Annotated in this window: 14 protein-coding genes; 7 read left to right on the top strand and 7 right to left on the bottom strand. The window is 61.3% G+C overall.

Annotated features, from left to right (window positions below; genetic code table 11):
* Positions 1–78: 78 nt before the first annotated feature.
* Both U367_RS0120765 and glnK read right to left on the bottom strand, forming a co-directional pair.
* Positions 79–1416 (bottom strand): ammonium transporter, encoded by a 1338-nt coding sequence (locus tag U367_RS0120765; protein WP_016975881.1) that lies wholly within the window; start codon positions 1414–1416, stop codon positions 79–81.
* 34 nt (positions 1417–1450) lie between these two features.
* Positions 1451–1789 carry a P-II family nitrogen regulator gene (gene glnK / locus U367_RS0120770; RefSeq protein ID WP_002555808.1) on the bottom strand — a complete coding sequence of 113 codons (339 nt, stop codon included), beginning with the start codon at positions 1787–1789 and terminating at the stop codon, positions 1451–1453.
* Positions 1790–2211: 422 nt separating this feature from the next.
* Between glnK and U367_RS0120775 the strand changes: the two genes are divergently transcribed.
* From U367_RS0120775 to U367_RS0120785, 3 genes are all read left to right on the top strand, one after another.
* Positions 2212–2472 (top strand): accessory factor UbiK family protein, encoded by a 261-nt coding sequence (locus tag U367_RS0120775; RefSeq protein ID WP_010207460.1) that lies wholly within the window; start codon positions 2212–2214, stop codon positions 2470–2472.
* 17 nt (positions 2473–2489) lie between these two features.
* Entirely contained in the window at positions 2490–3770 is a 1281-nt protein-coding gene (locus U367_RS0120780) for an MFS transporter (RefSeq protein WP_032864417.1), read from the top strand.
* Positions 3771–3864: 94 nt separating this feature from the next.
* A complete protein-coding gene (locus tag U367_RS0120785) occupies positions 3865–5361 on the top strand; it encodes a YifB family Mg chelatase-like AAA ATPase (protein WP_028618452.1) in 1497 nt (498 codons plus the stop codon).
* Here the strand turns inward: U367_RS0120785 and U367_RS0120790 are convergent.
* Positions 5358–5942 carry a TetR/AcrR family transcriptional regulator gene (locus tag U367_RS0120790; RefSeq protein WP_028618453.1) on the bottom strand — a complete coding sequence of 195 codons (585 nt, stop codon included), beginning with the start codon at positions 5940–5942 and terminating at the stop codon, positions 5358–5360. The two genes, U367_RS0120785 and U367_RS0120790, sit on opposite strands and share 4 nt — an antisense overlap.
* Positions 5943–6053: 111 nt before the next feature.
* Between U367_RS0120790 and U367_RS0120795 the strand changes: the two genes are divergently transcribed.
* Positions 6054–6968 carry an ABC transporter six-transmembrane domain-containing protein gene (locus tag U367_RS0120795; RefSeq protein WP_028618454.1) on the top strand — a complete coding sequence of 305 codons (915 nt, stop codon included), beginning with the start codon at positions 6054–6056 and terminating at the stop codon, positions 6966–6968.
* 3 nt (positions 6969–6971) lie between these two features.
* Here U367_RS0120795 and U367_RS0120800 read toward each other — a convergent pair whose 3' ends face one another.
* The gene (locus tag U367_RS0120800; protein WP_028618455.1) at positions 6972–8948 is read right to left on the bottom strand and encodes a methyl-accepting chemotaxis protein; all 1977 of its coding nucleotides are present in this window, start codon (positions 8946–8948) and stop codon (positions 6972–6974) included.
* Positions 8949–9125: 177 nt separating this feature from the next.
* Positions 9126–10046 (bottom strand): LysR substrate-binding domain-containing protein, encoded by a 921-nt coding sequence (locus U367_RS0120805; protein ID WP_028618456.1) that lies wholly within the window; start codon positions 10044–10046, stop codon positions 9126–9128.
* A gap of 152 nt (positions 10047–10198) precedes the next feature.
* Between U367_RS0120805 and U367_RS0120810 the strand changes: the two genes are divergently transcribed.
* Positions 10199–11596 carry a NorM family multidrug efflux MATE transporter gene (locus tag U367_RS0120810; protein WP_028618457.1) on the top strand — a complete coding sequence of 466 codons (1398 nt, stop codon included), beginning with the start codon at positions 10199–10201 and terminating at the stop codon, positions 11594–11596.
* A 113-nt stretch (positions 11597–11709) separates the two neighbouring features.
* Here U367_RS0120810 and U367_RS0120815 read toward each other — a convergent pair whose 3' ends face one another.
* The gene (locus U367_RS0120815) at positions 11710–13374 is read right to left on the bottom strand and encodes a putative bifunctional diguanylate cyclase/phosphodiesterase (RefSeq protein ID WP_028618458.1); all 1665 of its coding nucleotides are present in this window, start codon (positions 13372–13374) and stop codon (positions 11710–11712) included.
* Positions 13375–13629: 255 nt separating this feature from the next.
* Here U367_RS0120815 and rep point away from each other — a divergent pair, with 255 nt between their 5' ends.
* The gene (gene rep / locus U367_RS0120820; RefSeq protein WP_028618459.1) at positions 13630–15639 is read left to right on the top strand and encodes a DNA helicase Rep; all 2010 of its coding nucleotides are present in this window, start codon (positions 13630–13632) and stop codon (positions 15637–15639) included.
* Positions 15640–15697: 58 nt separating this feature from the next.
* Positions 15698–16270, top strand: coding sequence for a xanthine phosphoribosyltransferase (locus U367_RS0120825; protein ID WP_025856334.1), 573 nt, complete (start codon positions 15698–15700; stop codon positions 16268–16270).
* 83 nt (positions 16271–16353) lie between these two features.
* On the opposite strand, the gene U367_RS0120830 is transcribed toward U367_RS0120825, so the two are convergent.
* Positions 16354–18276: an acetyl-CoA hydrolase/transferase C-terminal domain-containing protein gene (locus U367_RS0120830; protein ID WP_028618460.1), complete on the bottom strand. Its 1923-nt coding sequence runs from the start codon at positions 18274–18276 to the stop codon at positions 16354–16356.
* Positions 18277–18294: the final 18 nt, after the last annotated feature.

The raw sequence follows: 18294 nt of genomic DNA on the forward strand, positions 1-18294 counted from the left end.
AACCGGTACAGCTCGTTATGACTGACAAACAACAGACAAAAAAATGCCCGGCAAGCCGGGCATCTTTTTTTCACGCTATTACAAGTTGTAGCCGCGTTCGTTGTGTTGCGCCAGGTCGAGGCCGACGGCCTCTTCCTCTTCGGTCACCCGCAGGCCCATGACCATGTCCAGCACCTTGAGGATGATGTAGGTCACGATCGCCGTGTAGATCACAGTGAAGCCAACGCCTTTGCACTGGATCCAGACTTGCGCAGCGATGTCAGTCACCGTGCCGAAGCCGCCCAGCGCAGGGGCTGCGAACACACCGGTGAGGATCGCACCGACGATGCCGCCGATACCGTGCACGCCGAAGGCGTCCAGGGAGTCGTCGTAGCCCAGCTTGCGCTTGAGGCTGGTGGCGCAGAAGAAGCAGATCACACCGGCAACCAGGCCGATCACCAGGGCGCCCATCGGGCCCACGGTGCCTGCGGCTGGGGTGATTGCAACCAGACCAGCGACTACGCCCGAGGCAATGCCCAGTGCGCTTGGCTTACCATGGGTGATCCACTCGGCGAACATCCAGCCCAGTGCAGCAGCAGCGGTAGCGATCTGGGTGACCAGCATCGCCATGCCGGCAGTGCCGTTGGCCGCAGCTGCGGAGCCGGCGTTGAAGCCGAACCAGCCGATCCACAGCATCGCCGCGCCGATCAGGGTGTAACCCAGGTTGTGCGGAGCCATCGGGGTGGTCGGGAAGCCTTTGCGCTTGCCGAGCACGATGCACGCCACCAGGCCAGCCACACCGGCGTTGATATGCACCACGGTGCCGCCGGCGAAGTCCAGCACGCCCCAGTCCCACATCAGGCCACCGTTGCCGCTCCACACCATGTGCGCGATCGGCGCGTAGACCAGGGTGAACCAGATCGCCATGAAGATCAGCATCGCAGAGAACTTCATACGCTCGGCGAAGGCACCGACGATCAGCGCCGGGGTGATGATGGCGAAGGTCATCTGGAAGGTAATGAACACCGCTTCCGGGAACAATGCCGCAGGGCCAGTGATGCTGGCTGGGGTCACGCCCGCCAGGAACGCCTTGCCCATGCCGCCGAAGAAGGAGTTGAAATTGACGACGCCCTGTTCCATACCGGTGGTATCGAACGCGATGCTGTAGCCGTAGACGACCCACAGGATGCTGATCAGGCCGGTGATCGCGAAGCACTGCATCATCACCGACAGAATATTCTTGGAGCGGACCATGCCGCCGTAGAACAGCGCCAGGCCAGGGATGGTCATGAACAGCACCAAAGCGGTGGCGGTCAGCATCCAGGCGGTGTCGCCGGAATTGAGGACTGGAGCAGCCACTTCGTCTGCCGCCATGGCCAGGCTTGGCATTACGATGGACAACAGGGCTCCGAGCCCTGCGAATTTACGCAGAGTCATATTGTTTTCTCCTGGGGCGTTGGGGTTTGGCGGCTTAGATTGCGTCGGTATCGGTTTCGCCGGTACGGATGCGAATAGCCTGTTCCAGATTGACCACGAAGATCTTGCCGTCACCAATCTTGCCGGTGTTGGCGGCCTTGGTTATCGCCTCGATAACCCGATCAAGATCCTTGTCGTCAATGGCGACATCAATCTTCACCTTCGGCAGGAAATCGACCACGTATTCCGCGCCGCGATACAGCTCGGTATGACCCTTCTGCCGACCGAAGCCTTTGACCTCAGTAACGGTAATGCCCTGCACGCCGATCTCGGACAACGACTCGCGCACATCGTCCAACTTGAACGGCTTGATGATGGCAGTGACTAGCTTCATGAAAACTCTCTCCCGAATTGGTGGACTTGCCCCAGGAAAACAAACCCGTCTCAAGTCTAAGCGCAGTGCCTGGCTTTGTAACGCGTCGTCGCCTCGGCATTTGCCTTTGCGACGCCAGCGAACCACTGGTGACGAAACCTGTACCCCTGATCCGTCGGCGCACTGCATTCGTCACAGCGACTGCATCAGTGCATGGGTCATGATCGTCTAAGCAGAAACCTTGCCAGCTCCGTAAAAATCACTGAAATCAGTCCTTTGCCCACTTATGCCCACCTGCGGGCCTCTTCGGCGGTTGCAATGCGCACAAAAACAGTGCGCCGCCGCCCGACCCTCTGCGCGAAAAGCGTGCGCCCGCCGTCGTGAAAAAGACTATAGACGCTGCGTGATACACTGCTGGCCAACAGTTTTCCGGAATATTTCCCATGCTCGCGCCCAAAGACCTCCTCGACGCCCTGAGCGGCCACGCCTCTCGCCTGTTCAGCGGTGACACGCCGTTGCCCCGCAATGAAATCGAAAGCCAATTCAAGGCATTGCTGCAAAGCGGTTTCAGCAAGCTCGACTTGGTGAGCCGGGAAGAGTTTGATAGCCAAATGGTAGTGCTGGCCCGAACGCGTGCGCGGTTGGAAAGCCTGGAGGCTAAAGTGGCCGAGCTGGAAGCGCGGTTGACGCCAGCCGGCGAATAACCGGCATCAATCGGTCCATGTGGGGCTTGCCGGCCCTCGACCGGCGCCTGCTGAAAATACAATTCAGCTTTTTTCTGGTGGTACTCGGTGGCCGCTGCAACCAACTCGCCGTGGCGTGGTGGGCCTTGCAGGAAACCGGTTCCGCCCTCGCCTTCGCCAACATGATCGCCTGCTCCATCGCGGCAGAGGTGCTGGCCCGCCCGCTGCTGGGATGGCTGGGCGACAAGTACAACAAGATCCTGATCCTCAGGCTGGCCTCCCTGACCAGCGTGCTGAGCGCGCTGTGGATGGTTTTTCTGTCTGCAACGCAGCTGTTCAACCCCTGGAGCGTCGGCGCCTTGATGCTGGTCAGCAGTGCCGTCGCCGGTGTGCGTGACCCGTTGCAGTCATCGATCATTCCCTTGTTTGCGCGTGACGATGAGGTCTCACTGGCCATGCGCACCAAAAGCATGCTCTCGTCCATTTCCAACCTGCTTGGGCCAGTCATGGCCAGCGCGTTGATTTTCAGCTTCGGCACCACGCTGGCGTTTACCGTCGACTTCTTTGCGATGCTTGGCGCGGCAGTGCTGATTACCTCGATCCCACTCCGCCTCGGCGCCAGCGCCCCCGATGAACAAAGCCCGGCTGCCAGCGGCTGGCGCATGATTTACTCGGGGTTCAAGGCGGTCTATCAGGTGAAGGTCGAGTTCTACTTGGCCCTTGTGGCGATGCTCGTCAACTTTGCCCTGTTTCCGTTTTTTACCATCCTGCTGCCGCTCTACGTGAAAACGGTTATCCACTTCCCGATCACTTACCTCGGCCTGCTGGATGCGTGCTTCGGCCTGGGCATCCTGGCGGGCAGCTACAAGATCACCGGTTGGTTGACCTATCGGGTGTCCCGCGACCTGTGTGTCGCCGCAGGCTTTGCGCTGTTGGGCGGCAATATGTGGCTGGCCGGCACGCTCTCATCGATAGTCGTCGTGCCCCTGGCGTTTTTCTGCGGTGGGGTGGGCCTGATGCTGATCAACATTCCGACCTCTGCCGTGAGGCTGCTGGCGACCCCCAAGCAACATCGCAACCGGATGTTCGCCACCGTGTCCTTCCTGTCCGCGGCAGCCAGCCCGTTGGGCAGTTTCGCCATGAATGGCTTGATCGCTTACCTCGGCGTCGCCCTGACCATCGCGTCGCTGGGGGCGATGGTGCTGGGGTTGTCACTGCTGGTGTTCCTGATTCCCGATTTCCGCACCTTTATGCGCACCCCAGACACTCAACTCAACAGCGCTTACCTGGATAAGTATCCCGGCGCCTTTGCACGTTGATACGTCCTGTAAAAGTCTGATTCGTTGTACTTCCGTTCCCTCGACTACCTTTGAGAAACCGCAGGAAGCGGTCTCCATTGTTCAAGGAACGAGCATGTCCCTCGCCATCGTCCACAGCCGCGCCCAGATTGGCGTGGAAGCCCCCGCCGTCACCGTCGAAGTGCATATGGCCAATGGTTTGCCATCCCTGACGCTGGTGGGCTTGCCGGAAACGGCGGTCAAGGAAAGCAAGGACCGGGTGCGCAGCGCCATTCTCAATTCTGCGCTGCAATACCCTGCCCGCCGCATCACGCTGAACCTGGCGCCCGCCGACCTGCCCAAGGACGGCGGGCGTTTTGACCTGGCGATTGCCCTGGGAATCCTGGCGGCCAGCGCGCAGGTGCCGGCGTTGACGCTCGACGACGTGGAATGCCTGGGAGAACTGGCACTGTCCGGTGAAGTGCGGGCAGTGAAAGGCGTGCTGCCGGCGGCCTTGGCGGCACGCAAGGCCGGACGCACCGTGATAGTGCCGCGAGCGAATGCCGAGGAAGCTTGCCTGGCGTCGGGGTTGAAAGTGATCGCCGTGGATCATTTGCTGCAGGTGGTGGCGCACCTGAACGGACATCAGCCTATCGAGCCCTACAAATCCGACGGTTTGCTGTACCTGAACAAGCCTTACCCGGACTTGAGCGAAGTACAGGGCCAGCTCGCTGCCAAGCGCGCACTGCTGATTGCCGCGGCGGGGGCGCATAACCTGCTGTTCAGCGGCCCGCCCGGCACCGGCAAGACATTGCTCGCCAGCCGGCTGCCGGGTTTGTTGCCACCGTTGAGTGAGCAGGAAGCGTTGGAAGTGGCGGCGATTCAGTCGGTTGTCAGCCTGGCGCCCTTGAGCCACTGGCCCCACAGGCCGTTTCGCCAGCCGCACCATTCAGCGTCGGGCCCGGCGTTGGTAGGGGGCGGGTCAAAGCCGCAACCGGGAGAAATCACCCTGGCCCATCACGGCGTGCTGTTTCTGGACGAGCTGCCAGAGTTCGACCGCAAAGTGTTGGAGGTGCTGCGCGAGCCACTGGAATCAGGGCATATCGTAATTTCCCGTGCCCGCGACCGCGTGAGCTTCCCTGCCCGCTTCCAACTGGTCGCCGCCATGAACCCCTGCCCGTGCGGGTACATGGGCGAACCCAGCGGACGCTGCCGCTGCACGCCGGAGCAGATCCAGCGCTATCGCAACAAGCTCTCTGGGCCACTGCTGGACCGCATCGACTTGCACCTCACTGTGGCGCGAGAAACCACCGCGTTGAATCCTACCCGGCAGGCGGGCGATAACACGGCCGAGGCCTCGGCACGGGTCGCCCACGCCCGCGATCGCCAACAGCAACGCCAAGGCTGTGCGAATGCTTTCCTTGATCTGCCGGGGCTACGCAAGCACTGCAAGCTGGCGAAGGTCGACGAATGCTGGCTGGAAAACGCCTGTGAACGGCTGACGCTTTCCCTGCGCGCAGCCCATCGGCTGCTCAAAGTGGCGCGTACCTTAGCCGACCTTGAGCACGCTGATAGCATCACCCGGGCGCATCTGGCGGAAGCGTTGCAGTATCGGCCCGCGGCTGTTGGCTAGGGTGACTCTGGGAAGTCGAGCAGCGACCGCGCCACTTCCATCACTTCATCCAAGGCCGCCTCGGCCGATTCCGTGGAGGGTTTGAGCATCAAGTCGTCGGCGTAGCCCATCGCCACGGCAAAGATCTGGCGGGCGGCGCGTTGTGGCGAGTCACAACGCAGGACATTGGCAGCGACACCTCGCTCGATCACTTCGGCGAGCATACCTTGCCATTGAGCATTGATTACCAGGTAAGCCTGGGCCATTTGCGGGTCTTGCATCGCTTCGTCCCAGGCATCCAGCCACAGCGCCCAGCCTGCATCCGCGGTGCTCGGAAGGCAGTCACGCAGAAAACCCACGAAGGCTTCCAGAGGTGGTGCTTCTGCCAGAGGCGCCCGCACTTCGTCCAACTGTTCGTTGGCAAACCGCACAAAGGCTTCGCGGCGCAGCTCCTTCCAATCACTGAAGTAGTGATAAACGTGGCTACGGGACAACCCGGCATGTTCGGCCAGGTCGCGGGTGGACACATCGGCAAACCCCTTGCTGCGAAACAGCTCCAGGGCGGCGGCGATGATCTGGTCTTTGCGGTCGATACGCGACATGGCAATTCCTTTCGGCACCGGCAGATAGGCGGCGCTTGCTTTTTGAGCGATCGCTCAAGGATACTTGAGCAGTCGCTCAATAATAGCGTCTATCATCCCCTTGGTGCACCCATGACATCCGTCACTCCTCAAATCCTGATCGAAGAAAGCAAGAAAATCGGCCAGCAATCCGCCGGCCAGACCCTCAAGGCGATCGCCAAAGCCTATCCCGGCAAGCTGTTCGGCACGCTGTCATTGGTTGCACTGGAAAATGCCCTGCTGCTGGCATACCCGTTGTTTGCCGGGTTTGCGGTGGATGCAATCATCCGTGGCGATGCCAGCAACGCTCTGTTCTATGCCGCCGTGGTCCTGGCGTTCTGGGTCGTCGGTGCGGCACGCCGGGCGCTGGACACCCGAACCTTCACCCGGATCTACGCCGACCTGGCGGTGCCGGTGATCCTGAACCAGCGCCTGCAGAACCACAGCACCTCCAAGTCAGCGGCACGGGTGGTGCTCGCACGGGAATTCGTCGACTTCTTTGAGAAACACGTGCCGATCATCGCCACGGCGCTGGTATCGATTATTGGCGCGGCGGTGATGCTGATCGTGATCGAGCCCTGGGTCGGCCTTGCGTGCTTGGGCGCACTGGTGCTGTGCATCACGCTGTTGCCGCGCTTTGCCCAACGTAACCAAGAGCTGCATGAGCGCCTGAACAACCGCTTGGAAAAGGAAATCGACCTGGTGGAAAAAGTCGGTGCGCCGACCTTGCGCCGCCACTACCAGGTGCTGTCGCGCCTGCGGATCTGGCTGTCAGACCGCGAGGCCGCTGCGTACCTGTTTCTCGGTACGCTGGCCGCCTTGCTCTTTGTGGTCGCCATCAGCCAACTGGCCTTGTCCCCCGCCGTCAAGGCCGGCCACGTGTACGCGGTCATGACTTACCTGTGGACCTTCGTCACCAGCATGGACGAAGCCCCAGGCATGGTCGACCAACTGGCGCGCCTCAAGGACATCGGCAAGCGCGTGGACCCAGGGCTGGGCGACCGCTAGGTCTCAACGAAACCGATCCACCTCATGCCGCAAGCCTGCCGCCAGGGTCTCCAGTTCCTTGGCGGTGATCGCCAGGTTCGACACCACTTCGCGCTGCTCGCTGTTGGCCAGCGCGATGCTCTGCAGGTTGCTGCTGAGCAAGGTTGCGGTGCTGCTCTGCTCTTGGGTGGCGGTGGTGATCGCCGCGAACTGCTGACCGGCCGAGCGGCTTTGCTCGTCGATGCGCGCCAGGGCCGACGCCACGTCGGCGTTACGCGAAAGGCCTTCCTGCATCAACATATTGCCGCGCTCCATGGTGCTGATGGCGTTGCCGGTTTCCTGCTGGATGCTCTGGATCATCCCGGAGATCTCGTCGGTGGCCTCGCGGGTACGCGACGCCAGGTTGCGTACCTCATCGGCGACCACGGCAAAGCCTCGGCCTTGCTCACCCGCGCGTGCGGCTTCGATGGCGGCGTTGAGTGCCAGCAGGTTGGTTTGTTCAGCAATCGAGGTGATCACACCGACGATCCCGCCGATTTCCTGGGAGCGCTGGCCGAGAGTGTTGATCACCGTGGCAGTGCTGTTCAGGGCGGTGGCGATGTGTTCCAGGGACGACGAAGCCTCTTGCATCGAGTTGCGCCCGATACGGGTTTGCTGGGCGTTTTCCTGGGCCAGCCGTTCGGTGCTGCCCATATTGTCGGCGATGTTCAGCGAGGTGGCGCTGAACTCTTCTACCGCGCCGGCCATGCTGGTGATCTCGCCGGACTGCTGCTCCATGCCTTCATACGCACCACCGGACAACCCGGACAACGCCTGGGCGCGGCTGTTGACCTCTTCGGCCGCCTTGCGGATATGCGAGACCATGGTCGACAGCGCTTCACCCATCTGGTTGAAGCTGCGCGCCAGTTGGCCGATTTCGTCATGGCTGGACACATTCAGGCGTGCGCTCAAGTCACCCGCACCCAAGGCTTCGGCCTGGCGCACCAGGTCGCCCAACGGCGCTAATTTGCTACGCAGCAGCCAAACCGTTGCGCCGACCGCCAGCAACATGGCCAGGACGCTACCGATCACCAGGCGGATGCCGACGTCCCACGTCACCGAGCGAATCTCAGCCTTGGGCATGCTCGCGACGACTGCCCATGGCCCGCCTTCGAAGGGCACCGAGACGCTGTAGAAATCTTCGTTCTTGTCCGCCCAGAAGCGGCCCGAACCCGGCGCCTTGGCCAGGTCCAGCATCACCGGGATCGCTTGGTCCAGCGCCTGCACACCAGCCGGCGGCACCAGCCAGCGCTTCTGCTCGTCCAGCAACGCCAGGGAGCCGGTCTGGCCGATACGGAAGCGCTTGAGGTTCTCGAACTGGGCATTCTGCGCATCGGTGTAGTCAAACCCGATGAACAACACGGCGATGACCTGGCCGCTGCTGTCACGCACCGGGCTGTACTGGGTCATGTAGGAGCGGTCGAACAACACCGCACGGCCGATGTAGGTCTGGCCGCCGAGCACGCGCTGATAGGCTGGCCCCTGACGATCCAGCACCGTACCGATGGCACGGTTGCCGTCCTGCTTGGTCAAGGAGGTGCTGATACGGATGAAGTCTTCGCCGCTGCGCACAAACACCGTGGCCACGCCGCCGGACATCTGCTTGAACTCATCCACTTCATCGAAGTTGTTGTTCAGCACTTCACTGCCCAGGTACAGGCTAGGGGTTTGTACCCCAGCCACAGTCACCGGCTGGTCTGCATGCACACTCAAGCCCGCGCCGAAGCGCTTTTCAAACAGCCCGCTCAAACGCTGGGTACTTTCGCGCAAGGTGCTGTGGAAGGTATTGAGTTGGTCGGCGAGCAAGCGCGCCTCACTGGCCAGGTGTTCCTCGCGGGTCGCGAGGTTGGCGGAGTCGAGAGAACGCAAGGCAAACACCGTACTGCCGCTGATGACGACAGCCAGAATCACCGCTAACGCGAGGCCTAACTGGGAGGCAATCCGAGCACGAGGTTGAGACATGACAGCTCCTGGCCGAGGCCAGGATCATCCTGATCTCATAGCGCTGCTCGGCAAATTATCTAGTGGGTAGCGTTGGTGCACGATGGTTCCAACACACCTACTTCGGCGGGCCGAGGCAATACTTGAGCGAATCACAGGGGTATCGCGCAAACGATTGCAAGAATGGTCTGCGAGCACTCAATCGAGGCGTTCGACTGGCGGCAGTTCCATCGCCTTGACCTCGGCCTGCAGAAACTCCGCCAAACGCCTCAATCGCTCGCCGCCGGGGCGGGTTTTCGGCCACACCAGGTAATAATTTTCGCCACTGGCGACCGCCGTCGGCCAGGGCAGGCTCAGCCGCCCCTGGGCCACATCTTCGGCCACCATCAGCAAGTCTCCCATGGAGACGCCGTAACCTCGCGCGGCGGCGATCATGCCCAGTTCGAGGGTGTCGAACACCTGTCCGCCCTTGAGCGACACCTGGGATGACAAGCCCATGCGCTCCAGCCAGTTGCGCCAATCGCGACGGTCAGGCGTGGGGTGCAGCAGTTCGGCGGTGGCCAGGCGCGCCGCATCCCAGGGCCCATCCTCCAGCAGATTTGGCGCACCTACGGGGATCAGCAATTCCGGAAATAGATAACTGGCCTCCCAATCCGCCGGAAAATGCCCGTAGCTCAGCAGCACCGCACAGTCGAACGGCTCCTGGTTGAAATCCACCTCGTCCACACTCATCCAGGCGCTGGTCAGTTGCACTTCGTTGCCTGGCTGCAATGCCCGGAAACGGCTGAGCCGCGCCAACAGCCAACGCATGGTCAGGGTGGACGGCGCCTTCATGCGCAGGATGTCGTCTTCGGCATTCAAGGTATGGCAGGCCCGCTCCAGCGCGGCGAAACCTTCGCGCACGCCGGGCAATAGCAGGCGCGCCGCTTCGGTGAGCTGCAAGGTGCGGCCACTGCGCTGGAACAGGCGGCAGGCGAAGTGCTCTTCCAACGTGCGGATATGTCGGCTCACCGCACTTTGCGTGATCGACAACTCCTCCGCCGCGCGGGTGAAGGAGTTGTGCCGGGAAGCGGCCTCAAAAGCCCGCAAAGCGTAAAGAGGAGGAAGACGACGGGACATAGGGAAGGCTCCGACAGCGCAATGCGCAAACCCTACCAGAATCGAACAGGTATGAGTTTTAATCATGTGAACGATCGCATTTATCCCTTTGTGCAATGAGCTGAGAGCGCCGAGAATCAGCCCTTCCCCAATCCTCCGATTTCTCGAGTGTGATGATCATGCAACATCCGGCACGTACCGAACTCTGGGCCATTCTGCGGTTGTCAGGGCCGTTGATTGCCTCACAGTTGGCGCACATGCTGATGGTGCTGACCGACACCCTGATGATGGCGCGCCTGAGCCCCGAAGCCCTGGCCGGTGGAGGCCTGGGCGCAGCGAGCTATTCGTTCGTGTCGATTTTCTGCATCGGCGTGATTGCCGCCGTGGGCACGCTTGTCGCTATCCGTCACGGCGCCGGTGATATCGAAGGGGCTACCCGCCTTACCCAGGCCGGACTGTGGCTCGCCTGGCTGATGGCCTTGGCGGCTGGCTTGCTGCTGTGGAACCTCAAGCCGCTGCTGCTGATATTCGGCCAGACGGAAACCAACGTGCAGTCGGCCGGGCAATTCCTGACGATCCTGCCGTTCGCGCTGCCCGGCTACTTGAGCTTCATGGCCTTGCGCGGCTTTACCAGCGCCATCGGCAAAGCCACTCCGGTGATGATCATCAGCCTCGGCGGCACAGTACTGAATTATCTGCTCAACCACGCACTGATCGAGGGCATGTTCGGACTGCCCAAACTCGGCCTGATGGGCATCGGCTTGGTCACCGCCATCGTCGCGAACGGCATGGCACTGGCGCTGATGTGGTACATCCGCAGCAACCGCGCCTATGCCGCCTACCCACTGGCCCCCGGCCTGATGCGCCTCAATACCCAGTACCTGCGCGAGTTGTGGCGCCTGGGCCTGCCGATTGGCGGCACCTATGCGGTGGAGGTCGGGTTGTTTGCCTTTGCGGCGCTGTGCATGGGCACCATGGGTAGCACGCAGTTGGCGGCGCACCAGATCGCGCTGCAGATTGTGTCGGTGGCGTTTATGGTGCCGGCGGGGATGTCTTACGCGGTGACCATGCGCATCGGCCAGCATTACGGCGCCGGGCAGTTGCTGCAGGCACGCCTGGCCGGGCGTGTCGGCATAGGATTTGGCGCAGCAGTGATGTTGGGATTTGCCGCCATGCTGTGGCTTTATTCCGACCCGTTGATCGGCCTGCTCATCGACCATAACGACCCGGCGTTCCACGACGTGATCGTCCTGGCCGTCAGCCTGCTGGCCGTGGCGGCGTGGTTCGAACTGTTCGACGGCGTGCAAACCATCGCCATGGGCTGCATTCGCGGACTCAAGGACGCCAAGACCACCTTCCTGATCGGAGCGGGCTGCTATTGGCTGATTGGGGCACCGTCGGCCTGGCTGATGGCCTTCACCCTGGGCTGGGGGCCGACCGGCGTATGGTGGGGCTTGGCCCTGGGCCTGGCGTGCGCGGCAGTCAGCCTGACCTGGGCGTTTGAAGCGAAGATGAAGCGCATGATTCGGCAGGAGCCGGAACCTCACCAGGCACTCCACACCGCGCATTAACCTGTAGGAGCCGGCTTGCCGGCGATGGCGGCGTGTCAGTCAGAACATCTGATACTGATACACCGCTATCGCCGGCAAGCCGGCTCCTACAGTTGACTGGGTTCGCAACCCGTTCATCCCAGCAAGGCCTGCTGGCTTTTCCCGAACGTCAGGTACTCCACCAACTCCGGTAGCGGCAGCGGCTTGCTGATCAGGTAACCCTGGGCCTGGTCACAACCAAACAGCCTCAACAACGCCAACTGCTCCGGCGTTTCCACACCTTCGGCAACCACTTCCAGATTGAGGTTGTGCGCCAGATTGATCATCGCGTGCACCAACTTGCGGTTCTCTTCACGCTCTTCCATGCCACCGACAAAGCTCTTGTCGATCTTCAACAGAGCAATCGGCAGGCTGTTGAGGTGCACGAACGATGAGAAGCCGGTGCCAAAGTCATCCAGGGAAAACCGCACGCCGAGGCGGCCGAGGGCGTCCATGGTCTGCTTGACCAGATCGCTGCGGCGCATCACGGCGGTTTCGGTGAGTTCAAACTCCAGCCACTGCGCCTCCACGCCCCGCTCGGCAATCAGCCGACTGAGGGTGGAGAGCAACTGGCTGTCCTGGAACTGGCGGAACGACAGGTTGACCGCCATGTGCAGCGGCGGCAGGCCACGTTCGCGCAGGTCCTGCATATCGCGCAGGGCGCGGGAGATGACCCAGTAGCCCAACGGCACGATCAGGCCGCTTTGCTCAGCCAGGGGCACGAACTCACTCGGCGGCAACAGGCCGCGCTCGCCATGCCGCCAGCGCACCAGGGCTTCAAGGCCGACGATATGCCCGTCGTCCAGGTCCAGGCGCGGTTGGTAATGCAGCTCCAGTTCGTCACGCCGCAAGGCGCGGCGCAATTCACTTTCCAGGTCGGCCAGGCTGCGCGCGTTGCGGTTGATGCGTTCGTTGAAAATATGAAAGGTGCAGCCCTGGGTGCTCTTGGCCTGTTGCATGGCGATATGCGCGTGCCACATCAGCGGGTCGGCACCGGCACGGGCGCGGGCATGGGCCACGCCCAGGCTGCAGCCGATCAGCAGGCTTTCGCCATCCACCCAATAGGGTTCGGCCATGACTTCGGTGATGCGCTCGGCCATCCACTCGGCACGCTGGGGCGCGCGGCGGGTGTCGATCAATAGGGCGAATTCGTCGCTACCCAGGCGCGCCAGTTGGTCCCCGACCTCAAGCTGGCTTTTGAGCCGCGAAACCACTTGCAGGATCAACCGGTCGCCGGCCTGGTGGCCGAGGGCATCGTTCGCGTGGCGAAAATTGTCGAGGTCCAGGTGACCAAGGGCCAGGCCACGGCCTTCGTTCTCGGCCAACCGCGCGGCGAGCAAGGTCTGAAAACCCTGGCGGTTGGCGATGCCGGTCAGCGGGTCCTGTTCGGCCAGGCGTTGCAGGGTGTTTTCCAGCACACCGCGCTCGCGGACGTGGCGCAGGCAGCGGCGCACTGTATCGGCGTCCAATACATCCCGTACCAGCCAATCGCTGACGCCAAGCGGCGCAAGCAACGGTTCCTGCTCCAACAGCAATACGCACGGCAGGCTGCAGCGCCCAGGGCCGGGTTGCAGGCTGGGCGTGGTCAACAGCACGGCGCTGTGGTCGTCATCGAACAGACGGCTCACGGACTCCCAATTTGGTGCGCTGATCAGCACAGCCCCATCGCCCATCGGCGCCAGGCACTCGCGCAACAACGCTGCCCACGCCGGCTCATCGGCCAGCAGCAGCAAACGCAAGGGTTCGACAGGCGTAGACAAGCTAGCTCCCTAGACTCTGCAAAATTTCGTGGCGGCGGGCATTATGACGCGCGGCCGGATAATCACCAATGATAGGGGTTATCAAACACGCGAACTGTAAACATTAGTCGCAAACAACCCCGACATCCTGCGGCAAAGTATCAAAACCGGCAAATTTAGATCGAGCGGTACGTCACACTGTCGTTCTGACAGAGCAGAATCCTGCGAGCCTGTTAAAATGCCCGCCCTTTTGAACAACGACTCCTAAAATTCCGTATGTCCCGACTCAATCCCCGGCAGCAAGAAGCCGTGAACTACGTCGGCGGCCCTCTATTGGTGCTCGCCGGTGCAGGCTCCGGCAAGACCAGCGTGATCACCCGCAAGATCGCGCACTTGATCCAGCAGTGCGGCATCCGCGCCCAGTACATCGTCGCCATGACCTTTACCAACAAGGCGGCGCGGGAAATGAAAGAGCGCGTCGGCACCCTACTCAAGGGTGGCGAAGGCCGTGGCCTCACTGTGTGCACCTTCCACAACCTGGGGCTGAACATCATCCGCAAGGAGCATGTGCGGTTGGGCTACAAGCCGGGCTTCTCGATCTTTGACGAGACCGACGTGAAGTCGCTGATGACCGACATCATGCAAAAAGAGTACGCAGGCGACGACGGCGTGGACGAGATCAAGAACATGATCGGCGCCTGGAAAAACGACCTGATCCTGCCCGCCCAGGCGCTGGAAAACGCACGCAACCCCAAGGAACAGACCGCCGCCATCGTCTACACCCACTACCAGCGCACGCTCAAGGCGTTCAACGCGGTGGACTTCGACGACCTGATCCTGCTGCCGGTGAAGCTGTTCGAAGAACACGCCGACATCCTCGAAAAATGGCAGAACAAGGTGCGCTACCTGCTGGTGGACGAATACCAGGACACCAACGCCAGCCAATACCTGCTGGTGAAAATGCTGATCGGCAAGCGCAACCAATTCACCGTGGTCGGCGACGATGACCAGTCGATCTACGCCTGGCGCGGCGCCCGCCCGGAAAACCTGATGCTGCTCAAGGACGATTACCCGTCGCTGAAAGTGGTGATGCTGGAGCAGAACTACCGCTCCACCAGCCGCATCCTGCGCTGCGCCAACGTGTTGATCTCGAACAACCCCCACGAGTTTGAAAAACAACTGTGGAGTGAGATGGGCCACGGCGACGAGATCCGCGTGATCCGCTGCCGCAACGAAGACGCCGAAGCCGAGCGCGTGGCCGTGGAAATCCTCAGCCTGCACTTGCGCACCGACCGGCCCTACAGCGATTTCGCGATCCTGTACCGCGGCAACTACCAGGCCAAGCTGATCGAGCTGAAATTACAGCATCACCAGGTGCCGTATCGCCTGTCGGGCGGCAACAGCTTTTTCGGACGCCAGGAAGTGAAAGACCTGATGGCCTACTTCCGCCTGATCGTAAACCCGGACGACGACAACGCCTTCCTGCGCGTGATCAACGTGCCGCGCCGCGAGATCGGCTCCACCACCCTGGAAAAACTCGGTAACTACGCCACCGAACGCAAGATCTCGATGTACGCCGCCACTGACGAAATCGGCCTGGGCGAACACCTGGACACGCGCTTCACCGATCGCCTGTCGCGCTTCAAGCGCTTCATGGACAAGGTGCGCGAGCAGTGCGCCGGCGAAGACCCGATCAGCGCCCTGCGCAGCATGGTCATGGACATCGACTACGAAAACTGGCTGCGCACCAACAGTTCCAGCGACAAGGCCGCGGATTACCGCATGAGCAACGTCTGGTTCCTGATCGAGGCACTGAAGAACACCCTGGAAAAAGACGAAGACGGCGAAATGACCGTCGAAGACGCCATCGGCAAGCTGGTGCTGCGCGACATGCTCGAGCGCCAGCAGGAAGAGGAAGACGGCGCCGAAGGCGTGCAGATGATGACCTTGCATGCGTCCAAGGGTCTGGAATTCCCCTACGTGTTCATCATGGGCATGGAAGAGGAAATCCTCCCGCACCGCTCCAGCATCGAAGCCGACACCATCGAAGAAGAACGCCGCCTGGCCTACGTGGGCATTACCCGCGCGCGTCAGACGCTGGCCTTCACCTTTGCCGCCAAGCGCAAGCAATACGGCGAAATCATCGATTGTGCCCCCAGCCGGTTCCTCGACGAACTGCCGCCGGACGACCTGGCCTGGGAAGGCAATGACGACACCCCGACTGAGGTGAAGGCCGTTCGCGGCAACACCGCCTTGGCGGATATACGCGCGATGTTAAAGCGCTAGAATCGACTACTTTTTAATCTACTTTCGGCGCGCACCGCGCCATTAGAGGAAGCTTTCCGTGGAAGCACTGCACAAGAAAATTCGCGAAGAAGGCATCGTGCTTTCCGATCAGGTACTCAAGGTCGACGCCTTTCTGAACCACCAGATCGACCCGGCACTGATGAAACTGATCGGCGACGAATTCGCCGCACTGTTCAAGGATTCGGGCATCACCAAGATCGTCACCATCGAAGCCTCCGGCATCGCCCCGGCGATCATGACCGGCCTGAACCTGGGTGTACCGGTGATCTTTGCACGCAAGCAGCAATCCCTGACCCTCACGGAAAACCTGCTGTCGGCGACGGTGTATTCCTTCACCAAGAAGGTCGAAAGCACCGTGGCGATTTCCCCTCGCCACCTGACCAGCAGCGACCGCGTGCTGGTGATCGATGATTTCTTGGCCAATGGCAAGGCGTCCCAGGCGCTGATCTCGATCATCAAACAGGCCGGCGCGACCGTCGCCGGTTTGGGGATTGTGATCGAGAAGTCGTTCCAGGGTGGCCGTGCAGAGTTGGATGCGCAGGGATACCGAGTGGAATCCCTGGCACGGGTGAAATCGTTGGAAGGCGGCGTAGTGACCTTCATCGAATAATCACGCCTGGCGGTATTTTTGTAGTGAGCGAGCTTGCCTCGCGCGGGGCAAGCCCGCTCACCACAAAAGCCCGGCGCTGCTGGCTAATTCGCGGTGGCCTGCAGGCCAGCGAGCAACAGCCGCTGATACAAATCTTCTTTCAGCCCATCGGGCTTATTCAATCCCATACGCTCCAGATGCTTGGGAAACGCCTCCGGCTCCGGCGCATCCAACGCCGCCTTGCCCAACTCCAGAATCTCAGTGAGCTTGAATTTGCTCTTGAGCCAGTTCAGCGCGCGCAACAAATCCCGCTCTTCATCCGTAAAATCGCTGCCCAGCGGATACTCCGGGAACAGCCGACGATGGCGCGCTTGAATCGCCTGTAGCCGCTCGGGCGTGTTATCGGCAAAACGCGGGTCCAGCTTGAAATCCTTGGGCAACTTGCCGGCCTTCTGCGCCTGTTCGATCAAATCATCCTGGAAGCGTGAGTCGGCGATATTGAGCAACGCCTCGATCACCTTGGCATCTGTCTGCCCGCGCAAGTCAGCAATGCCGTACTCGGTGATGACAATGTCCCGCAGATGCCGAGGAATCGTGCAGTGGCCATAGTCCCAGACGATATTGGAGCTGACCTCCCCCGCCGACTCCCGCCAGCTGCGCAGGATCAGGATCGAGCGCGCACCTTCCAGCGCATGGCCTTGGGCAACGAAGTTGTACTGCCCGCCCACGCCGCTGAGTACACGACCATCCTCCAACTGATCGGCCACGCCCGAGCCGAGCAACGTCACCATGATCGCGCTGTTGATAAAGCGCGCATCCACGCGCTGCAGGCGCTTGAGTTCTTCCTGTCCGTACAGTTCGTTGATGTAGCTGATGCGGGTCATGTTGAATTCGAGGCGTTTGGCGTGGGTCATTTCCTGCAGGCGCTGATAGAAACTTCGCGGGCCGAGGAAGAAACCGCCGTGGATCGAAATGCCATCCGGCTGTGCGGCATCATCCAGCAAACCGGCGTTGGCTTGCTCCTGTGTCGCCACGTCGGGGTAGACCTTGCGGCGGATAATCCCTGCGTCCGCCAGCACCAGCAGGCCGTTGACGAACATTTCGCTGCAACCGTAAAGGCCACGGGCGAACGGATCGACGCCGCCTTCGCGGCTGATCAACGGCGCCCATTGGTACACATCGAGGTCTGTCAGCAGCAGTCGATAGGATTCATTGTCCGCCTGGCGGGCCAACAGCGCGGCCGTCAGCGCATCACCCATGGAGCCGATGCCGATCTGCAAGGTGCCGCCGTCGCGCACAAGGGTGCTGGCATGCATGCCGATAAAGTGGTCCTGGAAACCCACCGGCATATTCGGCGTGGAGAACAACGTGGTGCTGTCTTTTTCATCGATCAGGTAATCGAAAGCGTCCATGCCCAGTTCAGCGTCCCCGGGCATGTAGGGCAAGTCACTGTGAACCTGGCCGACCACCAGAATGGTTTCGCCGGCCTCACGACGCTTGGCAATCATGGGCAATAGGTCAAGGGTGATATCCGGGTTGCAGCTCAGGCTAAGGCGATCCGGGTGTTCGCTGCTGCTGGCGACCAGCTGCGCGACCAGGTTCAGGCCCGCTGCGTTGATGTCGCGGGCAGCGTGGCTGTAGTTGCTGCTCACGTAATCCTGCTGCGCCGACTCGCTGTGCAGCAAGCTGCCGGGCTGCATGAAGAACTGCTGCACATGGATATTTTTCGGAAGGCTGTCTTTGTGCAGGTCGGCCAGGAAATCCAGCTCGGGATAATCGCCAAACACCCGCTCGATAAAGGGTTCGAGAAAGCGTTTCTGTAAACCATCGCCCATCGTCGGCCGGCCCAGGCTCAGCGCTGTGTAGATCGTCAGTGCCCGCTCCGGCAACTTGGCGACGCGCCGGTATAGCGCGTTGGCAAACAGGTTCGGCTTGCCCAAGCCCAACGGCATGCCCATATGGATATGTGCCGGCAACCGTTCCAGTACATCGTCAACTGCTTGCTCGATTGAACACAACTGCACCATCCGACCCTCCTGAACATT

It is taken from the genome of Pseudomonas canadensis (assembly GCF_000503215.1).
In the GTDB taxonomy this organism is placed as follows: domain Bacteria; phylum Pseudomonadota; class Gammaproteobacteria; order Pseudomonadales; family Pseudomonadaceae; genus Aquipseudomonas; species Aquipseudomonas canadensis.

Coding starts and splice junctions, on each gene's coding strand:
- U367_RS0120765 (WP_016975881.1), bottom strand. CDS start 1,416: ATGACTCTGCGTAAATTCGCAGGGCTCGGAGCCCTGTTGTCCATCGTA.
- glnK (WP_002555808.1), bottom strand. CDS start 1,789: ATGAAGCTAGTCACTGCCATCATCAAGCCGTTCAAGTTGGACGATGTG.
- U367_RS0120775 (WP_010207460.1), top strand. CDS start 2,212: ATGCTCGCGCCCAAAGACCTCCTCGACGCCCTGAGCGGCCACGCCTCT.
- U367_RS0120780 (WP_032864417.1), top strand. CDS start 2,490: ATGTGGGGCTTGCCGGCCCTCGACCGGCGCCTGCTGAAAATACAATTC.
- U367_RS0120785 (WP_028618452.1), top strand. CDS start 3,865: ATGTCCCTCGCCATCGTCCACAGCCGCGCCCAGATTGGCGTGGAAGCC.
- U367_RS0120790 (WP_028618453.1), bottom strand. CDS start 5,942: ATGTCGCGTATCGACCGCAAAGACCAGATCATCGCCGCCGCCCTGGAG.
- U367_RS0120795 (WP_028618454.1), top strand. CDS start 6,054: ATGACATCCGTCACTCCTCAAATCCTGATCGAAGAAAGCAAGAAAATC.
- U367_RS0120800 (WP_028618455.1), bottom strand. CDS start 8,948: ATGTCTCAACCTCGTGCTCGGATTGCCTCCCAGTTAGGCCTCGCGTTA.
- U367_RS0120805 (WP_028618456.1), bottom strand. CDS start 10,046: ATGTCCCGTCGTCTTCCTCCTCTTTACGCTTTGCGGGCTTTTGAGGCC.
- U367_RS0120810 (WP_028618457.1), top strand. CDS start 10,199: ATGATCATGCAACATCCGGCACGTACCGAACTCTGGGCCATTCTGCGG.
- rep (WP_028618459.1), top strand. CDS start 13,630: ATGTCCCGACTCAATCCCCGGCAGCAAGAAGCCGTGAACTACGTCGGC.
- U367_RS0120830 (WP_028618460.1), bottom strand. CDS start 18,276: ATGGTGCAGTTGTGTTCAATCGAGCAAGCAGTTGACGATGTACTGGAA.